Origin of the sequence: uncultured Helicobacter sp., from assembly GCF_910577135.1 — a bacterium.
GTDB classification, from domain to species: domain Bacteria; phylum Campylobacterota; class Campylobacteria; order Campylobacterales; family Helicobacteraceae; genus Helicobacter_C; species Helicobacter_C mastomyrinus.
Genome location: NZ_CAJTLL010000013.1, coordinates 1 through 20,186, shown reverse-complemented (window position 1 = coordinate 20,186; position 20,186 = coordinate 1). Strand labels below are relative to the sequence as shown.

Genomic DNA, 20,186 nt, shown 5'->3' with positions numbered 1-20,186 from the left:
GAATGCCCCATTTTCTTGCCTCACATATATCTTTGCCACCACTGCCCTTTACGCAAGATGGCTTTACATTTGTATATGAGGCTCTACAATGCAATGACGATACGCAATCCCTTATCCTTGTGCGACACAAAGACAAAGAATTTTTTCTCCGCAAACAATACAGGAAGGCAAAGAATAATGCCATTATAAAATGCGAAAAAACTGCTAGAAGCTTATCTACAGGGATACTTAAGGATTCTCTTAAGATTCTAAGCTCTAAACAAACCTCCCTTATAAACCATAATCTTAGTGATAACTCTCCGCGTCAGAATCTCCAATCGCCCTTTCTTAAAAATATAGAATACTTTTTAGATTTTCATCATAACTGCCTTATTGAAATAGGCTTTGGCTCTGGACGCCACCTTTTACATTTAGCACAAAGCAATCCTCATCTTGTATGTATGGGCATAGAGATTCACACACCTTCTATTGAACAGATTCTAAGGCAGATTGAGCTTTTAGGCTTAAAAAATCTCTATATTATCAATGCTGATGCAAGAATCTTGCTTGAGATTCTCCCTGCCCATATCGGACAAGGTATTTATGTGCATTTCCCTGTCCCGTGGAACAAAAAACCACATAGACGTATCTTTTCACAAAAATTTCTCACACAATCTTTGCGCGTTTTAGATTCAAAAGGAATGTTGCATTTACGAAGCGATGATGAGATATATTTTAAAGACGCTTTGAATCTTGCTCTAAATGAGCCACACATAAGCCTTGAAGTGCATAAAAATTGTAAAAATATTATCACAAGCAAATACGAAGCGCGATGGGAGAGGCAGCAAAAGGACATTTATGATATGAAAATTTTTCAACAAAACGTGCAAAATACCCCAGAAAATATGAAAAATTATAAAAAAAACTTCTCTTTTGATAAAATTCTAAGAAAAAATTTGGATAATTACACAAATTTTCCATATAAAAAAATCGCTAAAGACTGGTTTTTACATATCGATAATTTATATTGTGCAGGAGATATATATGTGCTGACCCTGTGTTTTGGGGATTTTCATCAACCTCAAAATGCGTTTTTGCAAATCACCTTTGCTCAAACCCCAATCGCACATTATATTGGCAACAAGCCTATCCCCACACAAGCAGCTATCAAAGCACACACACATTTGACACAGATTTTAAAACAGGAGTAATATGTGAGCGCAATTATTGAAGCGAAAAATCTTAATCTAGGCTATAATGATGAACTTGTTATTAAAGATGCAACATTTAGTATTAATGCAAAGGAATTTGTATTTATCACAGGAGCTTCAGGAAGCGGAAAAAGCACAATTTTAAGCTCATTCTTTGGGCATTTGGATGTTAAAAGCGGACATCTTAATGTTTTTGGGGTAAGTATGCAAAGAGCTTCTAAAAATCGCATCAATCACTTGCGCCGCAGCATTGGCATTGTGTTTCAAGACTACAAACTTATTAAAGAATGGAATATTGAGCGCAATGTAATGCTACCTATGGTTATAAATGGCTATAAAAAAGAAGTATGCAAATCCCAAGTGGAAAAGCTCCTTGTGCATATCAAGCTTTCACATAAAGCAAATAAATTCCCCCTAGAGCTAAGCGGTGGTGAGCAGCAACGTGTAGCAATGGCTCGTGCCTTAGCTCATAATCCTACCATAATCCTTGCCGATGAGCCCACAGGTAACCTTGATGATTATTCAAGTGAATTAATTTGGAATCTCCTCAAAGGCGTAAATGAGCAGCTTGGCATTACCGTTGTTGTAGTCACCCACCGAATGCCCGATAGGCTAAATATCCCATATAGACGATTACATATCGAAGAAGGAGTGGTTTATGAATTTGCTTAGGAGACATTTAGCGCTGATCATTCCGCTTTTAGCCCTTCTATTTAGCCTTGAAAGCATTATGCTTGTCAATCGTGCGGTAAATAAGCACGAGAATAAACTCTCAGATAGTTACTCTATTGTTATTGCTTCTAAAAATGCACTTACATTAGATAAGATTCAAAGCTTTATACGCGAAGCTAAGGAGCTTAAAGCCATTGCCCCCGATTATATGATGAGTGAATTAAAAAAAGATTTAAGTCGTGAAAGCCTTGAAGCTATTCAAAGAGAGTTGCCCTTTTTCTACTCGCTCAAACTCTCTTCTTTCCCCGATGAAGATCGATTGGCTAAAATCAATACCACCCTTTCAAAACTCAATGGTGTAACAAAGGTAGAATCTTTTACTAAAAGCCACTCACAAGTCTATAAACTCCTCCTGATTATTAAAGGCTCTATTATTGTATTTGCTTCATTGATTGCTATTCTTAGCTATATTTTAATGGTAAAACAAATTGAAATTTGGAAGTTTGAGCATAGCGATAGAATGGAGATTATGGCATTTTTGGGTGCACCTGCGTGGATGAGAAATGGCATCTTATTCCGCCTTGCCTTTATAGATTCTATTATTTCTGCCATTGCCATTATCGTGGGTATGGCTTATCTCATCAATTACCATAAAATGCAAGAAGTCCTTACCACACTTGAAGTAACAAATGACATATTCCATATGGGCAGCGACTTTATTATTTTGCTCTTTACGTCAGTGCTTGTTTCTATCGTATCAGTGGTTTTTGTCATCATTAAGCAAAAAGACCTCTAATGAGAATCTTTAGCTGGATTGGGGTATGTGTCATTGCCACCTTATGTATGGCAAATGTCGAACAAGATATTGCAAAAAATAAAGATAAGCTTGCCAGTGCACAATCTCAAGAAAAAGCTATCAGCAAAAAGCTTGATGAGCTAGGCAAGGCTATTAATACTAAGAATAATGAGCTCACCCAGCTTGGCAAGCAAATAGAATCACTACAAAAAGATATTACCCAAAATCAAGGTAAATCCCTCTCACAGGAAAAAACCCTCAAAGATTCTCAAAAAAAGCTAGACACACTCATTAGGCAAAAAAAAAATATGGAAGAACAAGTGGTGAAGATTTTCACACAAAATATTGCTTTCCAAATGATCATTAACCGCCATGCAAATATTGATTCCGAAGATAGTGTAGTGGAGCACTATATCTATGACATCTTGCACAAATATAATCAAAAAATGATTAAAAACATCAATGCCAAGCAAAATATACTCACTGGTGAAATGCAAAAAATTGAAAATGCCATTTCCCAACTTCAAAACTCAATCAAAACACAAACTGACAAAAAAACATATTTAGAGCGAGCCAAAGAGCAGCAAAAAATCACTCTTAACAAAATGCAAGCCGAACTCAAAGTCTATGACCAGCAGCTTAAAGACATTGTTAAAGAACGTAAGAATCTTGATGATATTCTCTCTAAACTTAATATTGTCAAAGAGCAGAAAGCCCAAAACACCAATCAACAACAAGCCTTTATCAATAATCAAAAAAGCCCCAATAGTATTAAAGCCCCCAAACAATTTGGCACATCATATAGAGATATGCCCACTATCGCATATAAAGGACCTAAGACATTCCCACCACTTGATCAATATATAATAGAAAAGAAATTTGGACCCTATTTTGACCCTGTGTATAAATTTAAAATTTTTAATGCCGCTATTATGTTCAACCCCAAAACACCCAACGCAAATGTAAAAAATGTGCTTGATGGTAAAGTCGTATATGCTAAAGAAGCACCGGGGTTAAAAAAAGTAGTAATTATTGAACATAGCAACGCCATACATACCATTTATGCCTATATGGACAAAATAGAATCTTCTATCAAAACAGGGCTAAGCATTAAAAAAGGAATGATTATTGGCAAAGTAAATGAGCGTCTAAGTTTTGAAATCACACAAAAAGATAAACATATCAATCCCACAGATTTTATAAAATTAAATTAAAAATTTCATTTCTTAGTCGATATTGTTTTACTTAAATCTTTTTGGAGCTTTCAAGGAGGAAGTTATGATTGATAGTATCAATAAAATCGATAATAGCAATACCATTAGAACACGGCTTGTTAATATGGTTAATGCTAGCGGTAGGGCTATCACGGAAGATACACGCTCTATCGAGGCACGACGACAGGAAGAAATCTCACAGCACCAAGCTAAAGAAAATAAAAAGCAGCTTGAAAATGAGCTACGCGAACTAAGCAAAAAGCTTAATGATGAGATGAAACGTGTAGGCACAGATTTAAATTTCTCATATGATGAGAATATACCCGGACTTATGGTAACCGTTAAAGAAAGCAATGGCGGTAAAGTCATACGTGAGATTCCATCAAAAGAAGCCATTGAGCTTATGAAAAGAATGCGTGAAGTAATCGGCGTAATCTTTGATAAACAAGGTTAAGCTTAAAATAGCAAATCTATTTTAAGATATTTGAGGAAGGAAGAGAATATGGCACTTGGGACATTGAGCTCATTGGGGCTTGGAAGCAAGGTTTTAAACCACGATGTGCTTGATAAATTAAGAAAAGCTGATGAAGCCTCTCTTATCGACCCTATCGACAAAAAAATTGAAAAAAATGTCGAAAAACAAACCGAACTCGTTGCCATCACTTCTACTTTGCGTGAGCTAAAATCTAGCACAAATAAACTTGGAGATTACTCAACCTACCTAGGACGCTCAAGCCAAGTCATCGGCGATGCGCTCAAAGCCACTATATCCGCAGGTGTCCCCACACAAGATATTAAAATCGATGTAGATTCTGTGGCGACCTCTGACATCAACGAAATAGGTTCAAAGTATGAAAGCAGGGAATCTATCTTTAGCCAAAAAGATTCTGTATTAAAGTTTCATCACAAAGGGAAGGATTATACCATTGATATTAAAGCGGGTATGGAGTTAGGAGAAGTAGCCCAGCTCATTACTGATACCACCAATGGCGAAGTGATGGGGATTGTGATGAAAACTGGCGGTTCAAACCCCTATCAGCTTATGATCAATTCAAAAGACACAGGCGAATCCTCAAGAATATATTTTGGCTCTACTATAAGTGGATCTGTTGTGCCAAGTGGTGCCTTTGAGCTCAAAGATGGTGATTTATCTATCACCCTTAAAGATAAAAAAGGTATTGATAAAACTCTCTCCATAACAATTCCCAAAACTGCTACAGAATCAAAATCACAAGATAATGCCCAAACACTCAAAGAAGCTGTGATTGCTGGTATTAAGAGCGATGCTGATTTTGATGGATTGCTTGATAATGACTTAAATATCGGTATAGGTGGAGCCAATAGTGATACACTCACCATTAATGATAAACGTGGATACCAGATTCAAATTGAAGGCACAAAAGCGCCAATCCTAGGATTCAATGAGAGTAAGGAGAGCATAAAAGATGATTTAATGGTAGCAACCAAAAGTGTAGGAGCTGGGAAGCTCACAGGCACTATCCATATAGGGAGTGTCCCGCTTGATTTATCAACACTCACTAAAGAGAAAAATACCGCTGCACAAAATGCAAAAAATATAGCCGAAGCCATTAATAATATTGCTGGTATTTATGGTTCTGTCAATGATGAGGGCAAACTCGTGATTAATTCCGATACAGGTGAGGTTAATATCTATGCCAATAATGATCCTGCGAGTCAAAAAGCGCTTGAAGATTTGGGTTTAAAGAGTGGTGCTACGATGAATTATGCTAAAACCCAAGAGGAATTATTTAAGATTCGTAAAGTCCAGACTGCCCAAGATGCTGTATTTTCATATAATGGCATTTCAATGAAACGCCCCACAAACAATATTGATGATGTAGTAAGTGGAGTAAATATTGAGCTGCTTACCACCACCGAGCCCGGCAAGCCTGCTGTAATTAGTATTACACGTAATGATGAAGAGATTATTGAGAGTGTGAAAAAATTTGTAGAATCTTACAATACCCTTGCCATGAAGCTTGATGAAGTAACAAGATATGATGAAGATTCTAAGATTGCAGGTGTGTTTAATGGTGATAGTGATATTCGCTCTATCCGCCCTACACTCAATCGTATTTTTTCTACAACCATTGTAACAGATACAGAGATTAAAAGCTTGGCAAAATATGGTTTAGCCCTTGACGAAAAAGGTAAGATGAGCCTTGATGTAAGTAAGCTTACATCTACCCTAGCTGCCGATCCTCAAGGAACACAAGATTTTTTTAATGGTAGTCTTAAAACGACAGAATTTAGAGAAGTTCAGGTTGATGGGGTATTTAAAAAATTTGACCAAGAGCTTGATAGGCTTTTAAATGGCGGCAATGCACGTCTTAAATTGCTTGAAGAAAGTCTTACAAAAGATGATAAAAAACTACGTGAAGATCGTAAAAAAGCAGTCGAACAGCTCAATATGCGCTATGACATTATGGCGCAGAGATTTGCAGCCTATGATTCACAAATCTCTAAAACCAACAATGCCTTTAGTAGCGTTCAGCTTATGATTGATCAATCCATAGCTAAAAAATAAGGAGTACTCATGTATGGCAACAATGCTTATAACCTCTATCAACAAAACTCAGTCTCTGTAGAATCCCCTGCTAAACTTGTAGAAATGCTTTATGAAGGGATTTTGAGATTTTGTGCCCAAGCCAAACGCTATATGGAAGCCGAAGACATAGAGAAAAAAATCTATTATATTAATAAAACCACAGATATTTTTACCGAGTTGCTTAACATACTTGATTATGAAAAGGGTGGTGAAGTAGCAGTTTATCTCACAGGGCTTTATACACATCAAATTAAGCTCCTTACTCAAGCTAATGTTGCTAATGATACGACAAAAATTGATACTGTTATCAATGTAGCCAAAGGACTTTTAGAAGCTTGGCGTGAGATTAATCAAGATGAATTGGCACGATAAATTAAAAGTCGCCTTACTGCAAAAAGATGACCAAAAAGCATTTCTGCTTGTAAGCAATCTGCCTCAAAACTTACAAAATGCTCCACTTGAAGATAAGCTTCAAGCCCTAGAGCTTATCCATCAAACTAAACTTCTCTTAGAATCAAAACAGCTTGAAATAAAAACCCATATGGAACAAATCAAGATAGCGAAAAAATTTCTCCAAAATATCATCTAATTTTCCATACAAAAGAAAAAAACAAAAATTATGTGCAATATAACTTGACTTCAAGCTTAAAATTGTATAGAATGGATTGTTCAATTTTTAATATGCAAGGAGTTTGTAATGAACAAAGCAGAATTTGTAGATTTAGTCAAAAAAGTTGGCAAATACGACACAAAGAAAGATGCTGAGAAAGCAGTAAATTCTTTTGTCGATGCTATTTCTAAGGCTTTATCTAAAAAACAAAGCGTGGAGCTTGTAGGTTTTGGTAAATTTGAAACAGCAGTTCAAAAAGCAAAATCAGGTAAAGTTCCCGGAACAAACAAAACTTATACAACAAAAGAAAAGGCTGTTCCTAAATTCCGTCCTGGAAAAGGTCTTAAAGACGAAGTAGCCAAAGCTAAAAAATAAGTTTCGTAGCCCTCGTGGCTACGACATAAGCGTTTTCCAACTCTCTTTAACACTTTTTCCTTCTATAATCAAACTAATCTCTCTAGCAATCGGTGTATAAATATTTTCCCTTTGCCCTATTTCTGTAATAGCTTTTGCAGTAATCACACCTTCAGCCACTTCACCAAGCTCTTTTAGAATCTCTTCAATACTCTTTTGCTCTGCTAAACCTAGCCCCACACGATAATTTCGGGACATCGTAGAATGAGAAGTAAGAAACAAATCTCCCGCCCCAGAAAGCCCTAAAAATGTCTCCATTTTCGCACCAAAATGCTCCCCAAATCTACTCATTTCTACCAATCCGCGCGCAATGAGCGAAGCCTTAGCATTTGCACCAAAGCGTAATCCATCACAAATCCCCCCTGCTATGGCTATCACATTTTTATACGCTCCAGCCACTTCACCACCCACAACATCAGGGCTTACATACGTTTTAATAAAATGTGGCATTAATGCTCCAAATTCACGGCCTAGCACAAGATTGCGAGAATGTATCACAAGTGCACAAGGCAGAGACTGCACCACCTCATAAGCAAAACTAGGCCCACCTAAATAAGCAATATTTTTATGCGCTATGCTCTCCTCCATAATATCACTTACAAACGCCCCGCTACCAGATTCTATACCCTTACTCGCACAGAGAATCTTAATCCCCTGTGGCAACTTAGCATAAGCAAGCCATTCCCGCAAAGCGCTTGTGGCAATCGCCATTACAAAATAATCTGCCTCTAATGCCTCAAGATGAGGAATCTGCACAATTGGTAAATGATTATTTATTTGTAGTTTTTCGTTAAGTGGGGTAAGCAAGGAGGTAATATCACGTCTTGAAATGATTTGCACTTGATTTTTTTCAGCTAATGCAAAGGCTAAAGCCCTCCCCCAAGCTCCTCCACCAAATACACTGATTGTCTTCATATTTACCTCACTTGCTGTTAGAAAGCTTTATTATACCTATTTATTATACCTAAAGCCCTCAAAAAACATAGCTATATGTTAAAAAAATCTGTGTAGTTGCAGCCCAGGGATTCATCACATTGCCTCCCCATATTGACCCAGCAATGCTTGAATCAAATCCCGATAAACCTATTTTATTACTGAATGTATTTGAAAATCCAAGTGATGTTCCACTACTTGCAAGCTGTGTTTGCTTAAGTGTCAGCATAAGATGATGTTTTCTTAGAAGTGTTAGAGCCACACCAATGCTGTTTGCCCACGCAGAATACATCGTTTTATCACCATAATCATAGGCATTTTCCTCATATCGAATCCCGTTATCATACGCCTTAACTTTGCCGCCTTTTCTTTGCGTATTAAGCTCTAATGCCCTTAAAAAAAAAATCTCTAGCTTCAAACGCGAATTCGATTTAATAGCATATTTTATCTCTATTCCTGCGCCATAGCGCGACATCGGGGCTTCTATCTCATTCAAATTTGCATTGCCCGTTTCAAGCTCAGCCTCTGAATAGCCTTCATTAGCAAATACATCGGCTTTCAATGAAAGACCTTTGCTTATTTTTTTACCCGATTCTGTATCTGCCCCTTTGAGTGTCTTATCATCTATTGATAGTGCAGGATTTGAGCGTTCTGTATCTATTTGATAAAGCTGTAAATCCTGTGCCACTCCAACATTCAGCACTAAGCTTATCAAAAAAAATACCATTCTTTTCACTGTGATTTCCCAACAAGTCATAAAATATCTTAACATCGGCATTTAAAAATACCCTACAAACCCTGCCTCAACTAAAGTTCAATAAACTTTAGCCATCTCATTAAATACCCTATTTTATAAAAAAACTTTTTAAAAATTTATGAATCTTTTATTGACTTTTCCCTATACTAGCACCTTACATTCTCAAACATTATCTTACAAAGGTTACCTTATGTCCAGCTATGAAACAATCATTGGCTTAGAAGTGCATGTCCAGCTTAATACCAAAACAAAAATTTTCTGCTCCTGTGCCACAAGCTTTGGCGATGAGCCTAATAAAAATGTCTGTCCCACCTGCCTAGGACTGCCCGGTGCCCTACCCGTGCTGAATAAAGAAGCTCTAAAAAAGGCTATTTCATTTGGCACTGCCATTAATGCTACGATTAATCAAAATTCCATTTTTGCGCGTAAAAACTACTTTTATCCCGATTTGCCTAAAGCCTATCAAATCAGCCAGTTTGAGATTCCCATCGTGGGTAAAGGCAGCATTGAGATAGCACTTGATGATAAGACAAAGATTATAGGTGTTACTCGCGCCCACCTTGAAGAAGATGCGGGGAAAAATATCCACGAAGATAATCACTCAAAAGTGGATTTAAATCGCGCTTGCACACCTCTGCTAGAGATTGTGAGTGAGCCAGATATGCGAAGTAGTGATGAAGCTATAGCCTATCTTAAAAAGCTCCATTCTATCGTGCGCTTCCTCGGTATAAGCGATGCGAATATGCAGGAGGGGAGCTTTCGATGTGATGCGAATGTCTCTATCCGCCCAAAAGACGATGAAAATCTCTACACCCGCGTAGAGATTAAGAATCTCAATTCCTTTAAGTTTATCCAAAAAGCCATCGAATACGAGGTGGAAAGGCAGATTGAAGCGTGGGAAAATGGTAGCTATGAAAAGGAGGTTGTGCAGGAGACACGCCTTTTTGACACTACTAAGGGTATCACGCGCTCTATGCGAGGCAAGGAGGAAGCAGCTGATTATCGCTATTTCCCCGAGCCTGACTTGCTACCTGTACATATCGACAAGCAGCTTATGCAAGAAGCACAGGAAATCCCTGAAATGCCCGATGAAAAAAGGGCAAGATACATCAGCGACTTAGGCATTAAACCCTACGATGCGGGAGTGCTAACAAGTAGCCTTGAGCTATGTGTATATTTTGAATCTATGCTTGAGAGGGGTGCAAGCGCTAAAGGTGCGCTTACTTGGCTTACCACAGAGCTTTTAGGGCGATTAAAGGGAGAGAACACATTGCAAACTTGTGGGGTGGATTCTAAAACTTTAGCTACACTTGTTAAACGCATTGAGGAGGGCAAAATCAGTGGCAAAAGTGCGAAGCAAATCCTAGATGTGCTTGTAGAAGAGAGTGGCGGTGATGTGGATAGTCTCATAGATTCTATGGGATTAGCACAAGTCAATGATGATGGTGCGATTTTAAGCGTTATAGAATCTATCCTTATAGCCAATGCCGATAAAGTGAGCGAATACAAAAGCGGCAAAGACAAGCTCTTTGGCTTCTTTGTGGGGCAAGTGATGAAAAATGCCAAAGGCGCAAACCCCGCCCGTGTCAATGAACTCTTAAAAGAAAAATTAGGATAGATTCTCTATGATGCCTTTGCTGTTGTGCTTTGCACCACATTTGCACGAAGTGCTTATCCATACTTGCAAAGTGAGTTTTTAAAGTATAGAATCTTATAATCCAAAAAACATAAAGGAATACTATGCAACACCTCTTAAATAGCAGCGGGGGGGGGGGATAGAGTAGATTCTACTTCCACCCTATCTACACAGAATCTCACTCCACCACCTCAAAATCAACCAAAACACACAGCCCACACACCTCCGCACAATACCAAATTCACTACCAATCATAATGGTAATGACACCCTCATTAATCAATTTAAAAACGCCCTTTATGGCGGTACTCATATCAAGCACTTAAGCTTTCTTATCGGATTTTTCCGTATTAGCGGCTTTTGGCGGCTTCATAATCTCTTAATGCACCCTACTCAAAGCACATTTTCACAAACACACTCTTCTCGACCCCAAAACCCCAGCACTACAAATGCCTATGACACACTAGAGAGTATCCGCATTCTTGTGGGGCTTGATGTGGATTTGCTGCTTTATGAGCTATCGCAAAAAGGTTTTGACCCAGCCCACCAAGATAAAAGATTCCGCGATTCTTTTATCCAAAATCAAGCCCAAACGCTAGAGAGCGAGGACTACACACAAGATGTAGAGACATCTTTTGCCCTTTTGCAAGACCTCCTAAAGTCTAATAAGATTCAAATCCGCATAGTAAGAGAGAAAAATGTCCATGCAAAATTCTATGTCTTCTCTTCGTCTCCTATCCAAAGCCACACGAACGATGCCAAACTCTATAATGGCTCTCTTATCGTAGGCAGCTCCAATCTCACATATAATGGATTAGAGAAAAATTACGAGGTGAATCTCCTCACTACCGAATCCAATGACATCACTTACGCCTTAAGCGAATTTAATAGGCTATGGGACAACGCCGTGCTAATCACCGCCCAAGATATACAATCCTGCACTACTCAAAGCTATCTGCCGATCCTCTCCCCCAAAGACCTATACTACAAGCTGCTTTTAAGCCACTTTGGAGAGGAAAGCCTCACAACAGATAATTCCATAGAATCGCTTTTCAAGGGCTATACCGCCTATAACTACCAAATCCACGCCATTCAAGAGGGCATAGCTAAACTCAAAAAATACAATGGCTTTTTCTTAAGCGATGTAGTAGGGCTTGGCAAAACCCTCATCGCCTCTATCATCGCACAAAAATGTCGCAAAGATGGGATTATCAAGGGCAAGATTCTCATCATCACCCCTCCTGCCCTCAAAAAATCGTGGAAAAAACATTTTGATGATATTCATATTACAAATTACGATATTACCACACACGATAGCCTCCATAAACTAAGCAAAGATGAAATAGCACAAATCGAGCTTATTATCATCGATGAAAGCCATAATTTCCGCACAAGCAAAACCAATCGCTATCAGGCATTACAGAATCTTTGCAAAACCCCCTATCACGTACCGACATCATTTGCAAACAGAAAGATTATGCTGCTCTCTGCCACCCCGCAAAATAACTCCCCAGAGGATATTAAAAATCAAGTGTATCTCTTTTGCAATCCCCGCCACTCAGGCATTGAGGGTGTGGAGAATCTAGAACATTTCTTTAGTCCGCTTATAAAACAATTTAATGCGATTAAAACAGAGCTAAAAAAACTCTACCAGCAAAAACCTAGCCCCAAAGATCAAATACAAGAACAACACAAAAAGCTAGAAGAAATCAATAGCACCCTGCGTGAGAAGCTCCTTACTCATATTATGATTCGCCGCACGAGGGGCGATATACAAGCCCTCTATATAGATGATATGAAAGCTCAAAATCTTAAGTTTCCCCGCATAGAAAAGCCTAAAGATTTAACCTATGACCTAGATTCTATCTCCAAGCATTTAGCGACCCATACGCTTACGATACTTAATTTCGATGAGGGAGATAAAAATCAAAGCGGTTTTACCTATGCACGTTATTTGATTTTCCCTCATCTTACAGGCATTGGGCGACAAAAATATATGAAAGCCTATGGGCGAGAGGGAGCAGATGGCGAAGATTTCCTTATGAAATCCACTCATCAATTACAGCAATTCATTAAGCAGATTCTATTCAAACGTTTTGATTCTAGCATTGCCGCCTTCAAATCCACACTAGAGAAACAAATCACTTCCCATAATATGCTGTTTAGAATGTTTGCGAACAAGCACATCTATATCCCTAAATACTATGATAATCGCGATAAGCTTTATGAAGCTGTGTTAAGTGAAAATGATGAGGATTTAGAAAAATTTTTAGAAGAGAGGGAAGATGACTTTATAGCTTTAGAAGTAGAAGATTTTACGCCAAATTTTACCCTTAAGCTAGAAAAAGACAAAGCCCTTTTGCAGAATCTGCTCTTACAATGACAGCAGGTGGAGATTGACCCAAAGCTTGATGTTTTAAAAGATTTTTTAAATGTCAATCAACATCATAAAATGGTGCTTTTCACAGAGGCAAAGACCACAGCAGACTACCTTGAGGATACACTTAAAAATAGCGTATTTAAGGATAGAATCTTAAATATAAGTGCGGCAAATAAAGACAGCTTAGAAGATGATATTAGAGCTAATTTTGATGCCAATTATCCTAAAGAGTGGCAAAAAGATGATTATTCACTCATTGTAAGCACAGATGTTTTGGCAGAGGGCGTGAATCTCCACCGCGCAGATATTATCATTAACTATGACACACCCTACAATGCCACAAGATTAATGCAGCGAATTGGACGTATAAACCGCATAGGCACGAGCTTTGAATTTATACATATCTATAACTTCAAGCCCACGCATTTAGCTAATGAGATTATCAATATTAATGCTATTGCTCACAGCAAAATACAAAGCTTTCATTTTGCCTTGGGCGAGGATTCTGCGATTTATGATGAAAATGAAATCGTAGAAAGCAAACAGCTCTACAACCTCATCAATCAAAGCAACCAAGAGCAGAGCAAGGACACCGAATATCTCAAAGACTTGCGAAAGCTGCACGATAAAGACCCAAAGGCATTTATGCGTATCAAAGCCCTGCCGCTAAAATCCCGCTCTATTATAGAATCTACCCAAAATGAGAGCTATGCCTACATTGCCCATACGCACACGCCACATAAAACTCAAACAACAAGATTCTATCCCTATCACATCGCTACAAATACTCAAAGCCTCATAAACGAGCCAGAAGTAAGCAGTAGCGACTTTTATAGCATAGCCGATTTTCTCAAAGCACATTTTAATGCCAAGATTCTAAAGCCTACGCAAGAGCAGTTAAAAGAACATTACAGCCACATCAACGCCGCATTAAAACGCCACGAGCAAGACCTGAAAGATAAGCCAGAGCTTAACGCGCAAGAAAACAAGCTAAATCCAAAGGATAGGCAAGCTATTGCCAAGATTCGCTATTGCAAAGAGTCAGATGAGAGCGTGAGAGAATCTTTGATAAATGCCCTTAAAAATGGCAGTCATACACATTTATCCAAAGAAATTGTAAAGACACAAGATGAGAATCTCGCCCAAACCCTTAAAGACCTGGCAGAAAAATATGCCCTTGCCGCAAATACCAATGAATACAATCAAGATTCTAGCATTTACACCCCGCCGCAGATTCAATTAAGCATTAGCACTTTTACCAAAGGCAGCAAAAATGAGTAATGCAGCAACTGCGTCATTGCGAGGCAAAGCCCAAGCGTCTGGACGAAGTGCTAACCCACACTTGCGTATCTATCGTCATTGCGAATGCAGTGAAGCAATCCATAACTTGCAAAATCTTGAAATGCTAAGAGACAATACAGAATCTTCCTCTATCATTCCCCCTCCCTTAGCGGAGGGGTTAGGGGGTGGGCTAAATCCCTACGGGCAAATACACGCCACAAAACCCCTAACGTGCTTCACAATGACAACCCAACCAACAAAGGATAATCTATGAGCGCACTTGATACATTTTTAACCCAGCCCTATGACTACGAGCATTTTAAAGATTTCATCATAGAATCTTTTGGCAGCAAAGCCCAAAATATTAAAACAGAACAGCCACATCTCTACAAAGCAGGCAACATCATCAAATCCTACGCAAAACTATGTGAGCCAATCCTATTAGAATCCGATGAATTAGGTATATTTGCCTTTGAAACACAGAGTATAGACGCCAAGGTAACACTACATAAAGAACTTAGCTCTATCATCAAGAACAATGCGCTAGATATGAGTGCCATCTTGGCAGTTTTCTACGATAAAAATGATAAAGAAAATTTCCGCTTAAGCCTTGTAACGCAAGGCTATGACTATAACCTCAATAAACCCGCTTTCTCTAATCCCCGCCGCTTTAGCTTCACACTAGGAGAAAATGCTAAAATTAAAACGGCAAAAGAGCAGCTGCAAAAATTCATAAATACCAAAGATAAAAGCCTAAACACACTCCAAGAAGCCTTTAGCGTAGAGCCTGTTACAAAAGAATTTTACGCAAAATACAAGGGGCTTTATGAAAATTTAAGTCAAAAGCTTTCTGCTAATCACGTTGCCTTGAATGTACTCAATGGCTATGAGGGGCTAAGCGAGACTAAAGCTATCAATGCCTTTGTCAAAAAGCTTTTAGGGCGGATTGTATTTTTATACTTTTTGCAAAAGAAAGGTTGGCTAGGTGTGCCTAAAGATATGCCCTATGGGAGTGGTGATAAGGGCTTTTTATACACTACCTTTCAAAAGTCGAAAGAAAAAAATGTATCCTTTTATGCCACATATCTTTGTCCGCTCTTTTTTGAGAGCCTAAATACCAAGCACGAAAATGATTACTCATCGCTTTTTGAGAGCAAGATTCCATTCCTTAATGGCGGATTGTTTGAGGCATTTACCAAGCAAATAAATGGACGTAAAGAAAATATGGAATCCTCTCCTTTTATATGTGAAGTCCTTGATAATAGTGATTTTGAAGCGATTTTTGATGTGTTTGAGAGCTATAACTTCACTATTGAAGAATCCACCCCCGATAATACAGAAATCGGCATAGACCCCGAAATGCTTGGCAAAGTCTTTGAGAATCTTATCGATTATAAAAGCAAACAGGGGCTTTTTACACGCCACGAGAAATTGTGCATTTTATGTGTCAAAATGCCATCACGCGCACTTTACAAGAGCGACACGCCACCACACAGGAGCAAAAAGAGGCTATTTACAATCTTATCTTTCACGCTAAAACTGATGATTTTATCTCCCAAAATACTACTACTCTTACCCACGCGATAAAATCCCTTAAAATCCTAGACCCTAGCCTAGGTAGCGGAGCGTTTCCTATGGGGCTTTTAAATGAGATTTTGAGAATCTTACATTTACTCAACCCCACTATGCAAGCCCAAGACATCGCAGCCTTGAAACGCGAGATAATCCAAAAGCAAATCTATGGCATAGATATAGATGCCGATGCTATCGAGATAGCGAAACTCCGCTTTTGGCTCTCAATCGCCGTAGATGAGGACACACCCGCACCGCTGCCAAACCTAGATTTTAAATTTATGCAGGGCAATAGCCTAATATAGACGCTAGAGGGGATCGAAGTCATCGCCGCAAGGGATATGAATGCCCCAATCCACCAAGTCAATCTTTTGGGAGAGCGAGATATAAGTGCTTCCATCTTTGATTTGAATGCGACACAAAAACTAGAGCAGCTTTTTCTCGCCTATTATGACCCAAATGCAGATAAAAACGCCCTAAAAAAGCAAATTCTTGCCATTATGAAAACTGCCTTTGACAAACGTATAAAACAAATTGAAGAAATTGTCCAAAGCGAGGAGCGAAACCCAGCTATCAAACAAAGAGAGAGGGCAAAACAACAGCAAAATATATTAAACTATAAACAATACATACAGAGCCTAGAGCAGCTCTATAAAGATTACGCACAAAATGACTTCCACACGGATAAATGCTTTTTATACCGCTTCTTTTTCGCTCCTGTATTTGCACAAGGGGGCTTTTGATATAGTGATAGGCAATCCCCCTTACATTCGTCAAGAGGATATACCAAACAAACACACTATACTTAATGAATTTAAAGACTTTGTTTGCCACAGCAAACATTATAAATTTGCCAACTCCTCAGCAGATATTTACACTTATTTTTATGCTAAGGGCTTAAATTTGCTCCAAAATGGAGGATTTTTAAGCTTTATTACGAGCAATAAATGGTGCAGGGGCGGTTATTGGAAAAACTTGCGAGAGCTATTATTAGATTTTTGCATTGATTCACATTACGATTTTAATGGCGTGAAAATCTTTAAAACTGCCACGGTGGATACGGCTATTACGACCATATATGCTACTCCAACTCAAAGTGAGCATATATTCCCACATTTTCTATTCAAACGTGAATATCAAATCAGCTCCAGCTTGATGATATTTTTCAAAGAAAACGCACAAGATTGTCCACAAAAATTTCTAAATAAAGAGAATTTTGCATTTAATGATGAGGAGACCCAAGCCCTCAAAGATAAGATAGAGGCAATCGGCACACCGCTAAAGGATTGGGATATAAATATAAATTATGGTATCAAAACAGGCTGCAATGATGTAAAAGTCAATGGCAAAAAAGAGGGCGTATTTCTTATCACTTCAGAAAAACGAGCAGAAATTTTAAGCATTTGCGATAATAGCAAGAATAGTTTAAAACCCTATTTAGCTTTTGAATATAATGAAAAATTAGCAGAAACAAAGCGGGATTTAGAATACAAGAATGACTTTTTAATGATAAATGAAAAAGAACGCACAGAGCAGATTATAAAGCCTATTTTGCGCGGACAAGATATAAAAAGATATAACTATGCGTGGGCGAATCTTTGGCTTATTTGCACGAGAAATTCCTATATTATCACAAAAGAGGAAGCAAAAATTTTTGGATTAAAAATTAAGGATTTTAAAACAAGAAAAAGAAACGATATTGATTGTGTAGAAATTCCACCCATTGATATAGAGGAATATCCAGCATTACAAGCACATTTTGATGAAGTGGCGAATAAAGGAGAAAGTAAGGGTAAAGGATTCTATAACCGAGATGATAAAGGCATAACGCCCTATAATCTTAGAAATTGTGCTTATATCAATGAATTTGCTAAGCCTAAAATCGTATGGAATCCTGTAAGTGGAGAATACTTCTTTGCCTATTCAAAAGAAACGATGTATTTTAACAATTCCCTTTTTATGATAACAGACAAGCAATATAAAGAAAATTTTTTGCTTTATATTTTAGGACTTATGAATAGCACACTTTATAAATTTCTCATTACGCAAATGACAAACCTTATAGAAACAGGCAAATATGCCTATGGCGCAAAAGAAAAAATAGAAAAACTCCCTATCCCCAAAATCACACAGGAGCAAGAGAGAGCGTTTGTAAATATTGTAGAACAAATCATAGAATCTAAAGCACAAAATGCCCCCACCAACACACTAGAATCCAAACTAGATTCTATGGTCTATGCCCTCTATGGACTAAATGATAGAGAAATAGAGCTAATTAGCACGACGCCCCCCCCCCACGAAATAACCATAGCACTATTGCTAATTGCGAGTGTGGAAAGTAGGCTTCTTGCATTGGTAACAATGCTTTGTGAATCTTTTGAATTAACATTAAAAGAAGCCTTTAGATTCTGCGATGGGCTAAAAATACCAAGCTATCGGTATGAATCTAAAATTATTTATCCCGAAACAACACAAGGTGTGAATTTTATGCTTGATAAAATGGGTTATTTTTTAGACAAAACTGCTTTTATGATTAAGGGTGAGAATCTAGAATATCTTAACGCCGTCCTTGCTTCAAAAATGAGTTTTTGGTATTTAAAACAAATTTGTAGCACACTCCAAGCAGATGGTTTATCTATGAGCAAAATTTTTGTAGAAAAACTGCCCGTAATAGAGACGCATAAAATAGATTCTACACTTTTAAAAGAGATTGAAAGTCTTGCAAGTGAGATTTTAGAATCTAAAAGGCAAAAAACACAGGAGCTAGAGCAAAGATTAGATTCCCTTATCTACCAACTCTATGGCTTAAATCAAAATGAAATCAACATCATAGAATCCGAGCTACAAAGCAGAGAGAGAGAGAGAGAGAATAGAGGTAATTGATAAAATTTATCAATTATTTGCAGCATTTTTGGATAGCCAACATTCCACACAATTTGAAGCAAAAATCATTTGGGCGGAAATGACTCAAAGCCCTTGTTTTATATATGAAGACAAGGGATATTATATCAATCAAACTTGCTATTTTATCCCGAGAGATGATAAGTATTTGTGTGCGATTCTTAATTCAAAACTCATTTATTTTTATATGCAACAAATTGCTTCAAATTTGGGTGATGGAGTGTTTCGGTGGATAAAACAATATATAGAAAAACTCCCGATTCCACAAACCACCAAAGCAAACCAACATATCGTGAATCAAATCATTGCTTTAGTTGATGAGATTCTAAAATTTAAAGTAAAAGATTCCACCTTTGATATTTCCGCTTTAGAATCCCAAATTGATAAATTAGTGTATAAGCTGTATTGCTTGAATGATGAGGAGATACAAACCATACAAGGAAGTGTGAGATGAGATAATTAATTTTAAAATAATGCAGCAAAGAGTGGAATTATATAAGATTCCAAAAAAGACTTAATAATCCCAAAGGAACATTTATGACACATCAACAAGAAAGACTATTAAGAGAAATTTACTATATAGCAAAACGATATACCTTAAATAATGACCTAAGAGCACAACCCATAAGGTTTGACATACAAGAAAATTCACAAATAAAAATGAACGAAAACAATCTGGTGTTTGAAATAAAAGATTTGCTATACCTTGAAATTCAAGGTTATGTAATAGAAACAACACCTAATCTACCCCATACTATATTTGTTACAATAACAGAGAAGGGAATGGAGACTATTAAAAATCTAGGTTTTGATTATGTAGTTCTTTTTCAATCTTATATTCTTAGCCAAATAGAACTATATATTGATGGACAATTTAATGAATTTATAGAGAAATTAAAGGGAATTAATTGTCTCGCATTAAAGTATGAGTGCAAGCCTTTTAATTTTAAAGATAATAATTTCTATATAGGGAGTATTAAACCTGAATTTTTAGAATCTCTCAAAAAGTGCATATCTTTCAACAATCAAACCAAATCCATCAAAGAACATATGCAAGATATTATAGATTCTAACGATAATAAAAAAGGTGAGGAACTATGGGAGAAAATAAAGATATTGAGTTTTTAGAATAGGAACAGTCTCACAATAACAATAAAACAGAATCTATACAATGCAGATTCTAGCAATACTTGTAGCCATAATGAGTAGCACCTTATTTTGGTGGTTTAGGAATGCTTATTCCAATGGTAGAGATAGCTACT

Annotated in this window: 22 protein-coding genes; 19 read left to right on the top strand and 3 right to left on the bottom strand. The window is 37.5% G+C overall.

All coding sequences use genetic code 11. From position 1 onward, the window contains the following. Positions 1-2: 2 nt before the first annotated feature. The 9 genes from trmB (at position 3) to QZ289_RS07535 (ending at position 7,426) form a co-directional block, all read left to right on the top strand. Complete coding sequence (gene trmB, locus QZ289_RS07575) at positions 3-1,190, top strand: tRNA (guanosine(46)-N7)-methyltransferase TrmB (protein ID WP_295701185.1); 1,188 nt, start codon at positions 3-5, stop codon at positions 1,188-1,190. A 3-nt stretch (positions 1,191-1,193) separates the two neighbouring features. Further along, on the top strand, positions 1,194-1,862 hold the full coding sequence (locus QZ289_RS07570; protein ID WP_295701183.1) for a cell division ATP-binding protein FtsE: 669 nt from the start codon (positions 1,194-1,196) through the stop codon (positions 1,860-1,862). Next, on the top strand, positions 1,849-2,658 hold the full coding sequence (locus QZ289_RS07565) for a cell division protein FtsX (protein WP_295701180.1): 810 nt from the start codon (positions 1,849-1,851) through the stop codon (positions 2,656-2,658). The genes QZ289_RS07570 and QZ289_RS07565 overlap by 14 nt, the downstream gene beginning before the upstream one ends. Beyond that, positions 2,658-3,872, top strand: a complete 1,215-nt coding sequence (locus QZ289_RS07560; RefSeq protein ID WP_295701177.1) for a peptidoglycan DD-metalloendopeptidase family protein — start codon at positions 2,658-2,660, stop codon at positions 3,870-3,872. Before QZ289_RS07565 ends, QZ289_RS07560 begins: the two co-directional genes overlap by 1 nt. A gap of 64 nt (positions 3,873-3,936) precedes the next feature. Next, a complete protein-coding gene (locus QZ289_RS07555; RefSeq protein ID WP_295701175.1) occupies positions 3,937-4,326 on the top strand; it encodes a FlaG family protein in 390 nt (129 codons plus the stop codon). A 48-nt stretch (positions 4,327-4,374) separates the two neighbouring features. Beyond that, the gene (gene fliD, locus QZ289_RS07550) at positions 4,375-6,420 is read left to right on the top strand and encodes a flagellar filament capping protein FliD (RefSeq protein WP_295701173.1); all 2,046 of its coding nucleotides are present in this window, start codon (positions 4,375-4,377) and stop codon (positions 6,418-6,420) included. Between the two features lie 9 nt (positions 6,421-6,429). Continuing rightward, positions 6,430-6,813 carry a flagellar export chaperone FliS gene (fliS, locus tag QZ289_RS07545; RefSeq protein ID WP_295701170.1) on the top strand — a complete coding sequence of 128 codons (384 nt, stop codon included), beginning with the start codon at positions 6,430-6,432 and terminating at the stop codon, positions 6,811-6,813. Beyond that, positions 6,782-7,030 carry a hypothetical protein gene (locus tag QZ289_RS07540; protein WP_295701168.1) on the top strand — a complete coding sequence of 83 codons (249 nt, stop codon included), beginning with the start codon at positions 6,782-6,784 and terminating at the stop codon, positions 7,028-7,030. The genes fliS and QZ289_RS07540 overlap by 32 nt, the downstream gene beginning before the upstream one ends. 108 nt (positions 7,031-7,138) lie before the next feature. Then, positions 7,139-7,426: an HU family DNA-binding protein gene (locus QZ289_RS07535; RefSeq protein ID WP_295701166.1), complete on the top strand. Its 288-nt coding sequence runs from the start codon at positions 7,139-7,141 to the stop codon at positions 7,424-7,426. A gap of 18 nt (positions 7,427-7,444) precedes the next feature. On the opposite strand, the gene QZ289_RS07530 is transcribed toward QZ289_RS07535, so the two are convergent. Further along, positions 7,445-8,380: an NAD(P)H-dependent glycerol-3-phosphate dehydrogenase gene (locus QZ289_RS07530; protein ID WP_295701163.1), complete on the bottom strand. Its 936-nt coding sequence runs from the start codon at positions 8,378-8,380 to the stop codon at positions 7,445-7,447. Positions 8,381-8,438: 58 nt separating this feature from the next. Next, the gene (locus QZ289_RS07525; protein WP_295701160.1) at positions 8,439-9,155 is read right to left on the bottom strand and encodes a hypothetical protein; all 717 of its coding nucleotides are present in this window, start codon (positions 9,153-9,155) and stop codon (positions 8,439-8,441) included. Between the two features lie 190 nt (positions 9,156-9,345). On the opposite strand from QZ289_RS07525, the gene gatB reads away from it, so the two are divergent. Next, positions 9,346-10,773, top strand: coding sequence for an Asp-tRNA(Asn)/Glu-tRNA(Gln) amidotransferase subunit GatB (gene gatB / locus QZ289_RS07520; protein ID WP_295701158.1), 1,428 nt, complete (start codon positions 9,346-9,348; stop codon positions 10,771-10,773). A gap of 180 nt (positions 10,774-10,953) precedes the next feature. On the opposite strand, the gene QZ289_RS07515 is transcribed toward gatB, so the two are convergent. Beyond that, on the bottom strand, positions 10,954-11,103 hold the full coding sequence (locus tag QZ289_RS07515; RefSeq protein ID WP_295701155.1) for a hypothetical protein: 150 nt from the start codon (positions 11,101-11,103) through the stop codon (positions 10,954-10,956). A 69-nt stretch (positions 11,104-11,172) separates the two neighbouring features. Here QZ289_RS07515 and QZ289_RS07510 point away from each other — a divergent pair, with 69 nt between their 5' ends. The 9 genes from QZ289_RS07510 (at position 11,173) to QZ289_RS07475 (ending at position 20,052) form a co-directional block, all read left to right on the top strand. Further along, a complete protein-coding gene (locus QZ289_RS07510; RefSeq protein ID WP_295701153.1) occupies positions 11,173-13,173 on the top strand; it encodes a phospholipase D-like domain-containing protein in 2,001 nt (666 codons plus the stop codon). 6 nt (positions 13,174-13,179) lie between these two features. Then, the gene (locus QZ289_RS07505; protein ID WP_295701150.1) at positions 13,180-14,451 is read left to right on the top strand and encodes a C-terminal helicase domain-containing protein; all 1,272 of its coding nucleotides are present in this window, start codon (positions 13,180-13,182) and stop codon (positions 14,449-14,451) included. Beyond that, positions 14,444-14,725 (top strand): hypothetical protein, encoded by a 282-nt coding sequence (locus QZ289_RS07500; protein WP_295701147.1) that lies wholly within the window; start codon positions 14,444-14,446, stop codon positions 14,723-14,725. The genes QZ289_RS07505 and QZ289_RS07500 overlap by 8 nt, the downstream gene beginning before the upstream one ends. Further along, positions 14,722-16,038: a hypothetical protein gene (locus QZ289_RS07495; RefSeq protein ID WP_295701144.1), complete on the top strand. Its 1,317-nt coding sequence runs from the start codon at positions 14,722-14,724 to the stop codon at positions 16,036-16,038. Before QZ289_RS07500 ends, QZ289_RS07495 begins: the two co-directional genes overlap by 4 nt. Then, a complete protein-coding gene (locus QZ289_RS10450) occupies positions 15,963-16,328 on the top strand; it encodes a DNA methyltransferase (RefSeq protein ID WP_366141187.1) in 366 nt (121 codons plus the stop codon). Before QZ289_RS07495 ends, QZ289_RS10450 begins: the two co-directional genes overlap by 76 nt. A gap of 36 nt (positions 16,329-16,364) precedes the next feature. After that, positions 16,365-16,766 (top strand): hypothetical protein, encoded by a 402-nt coding sequence (locus QZ289_RS07490; protein ID WP_295701141.1) that lies wholly within the window; start codon positions 16,365-16,367, stop codon positions 16,764-16,766. 4 nt (positions 16,767-16,770) lie between these two features. Continuing rightward, on the top strand, positions 16,771-18,906 hold the full coding sequence (locus QZ289_RS07485; protein WP_295701138.1) for a TaqI-like C-terminal specificity domain-containing protein: 2,136 nt from the start codon (positions 16,771-16,773) through the stop codon (positions 18,904-18,906). Positions 18,907-18,934: 28 nt separating this feature from the next. Then, positions 18,935-19,378, top strand: a complete 444-nt coding sequence (locus QZ289_RS07480) for a TaqI-like C-terminal specificity domain-containing protein (RefSeq protein WP_295701135.1) — start codon at positions 18,935-18,937, stop codon at positions 19,376-19,378. An 83-nt stretch (positions 19,379-19,461) separates the two neighbouring features. Next, entirely contained in the window at positions 19,462-20,052 is a 591-nt protein-coding gene (locus QZ289_RS07475; RefSeq protein WP_290456842.1) for a hypothetical protein, read from the top strand. Positions 20,053-20,186 lie beyond the last annotated feature (134 nt).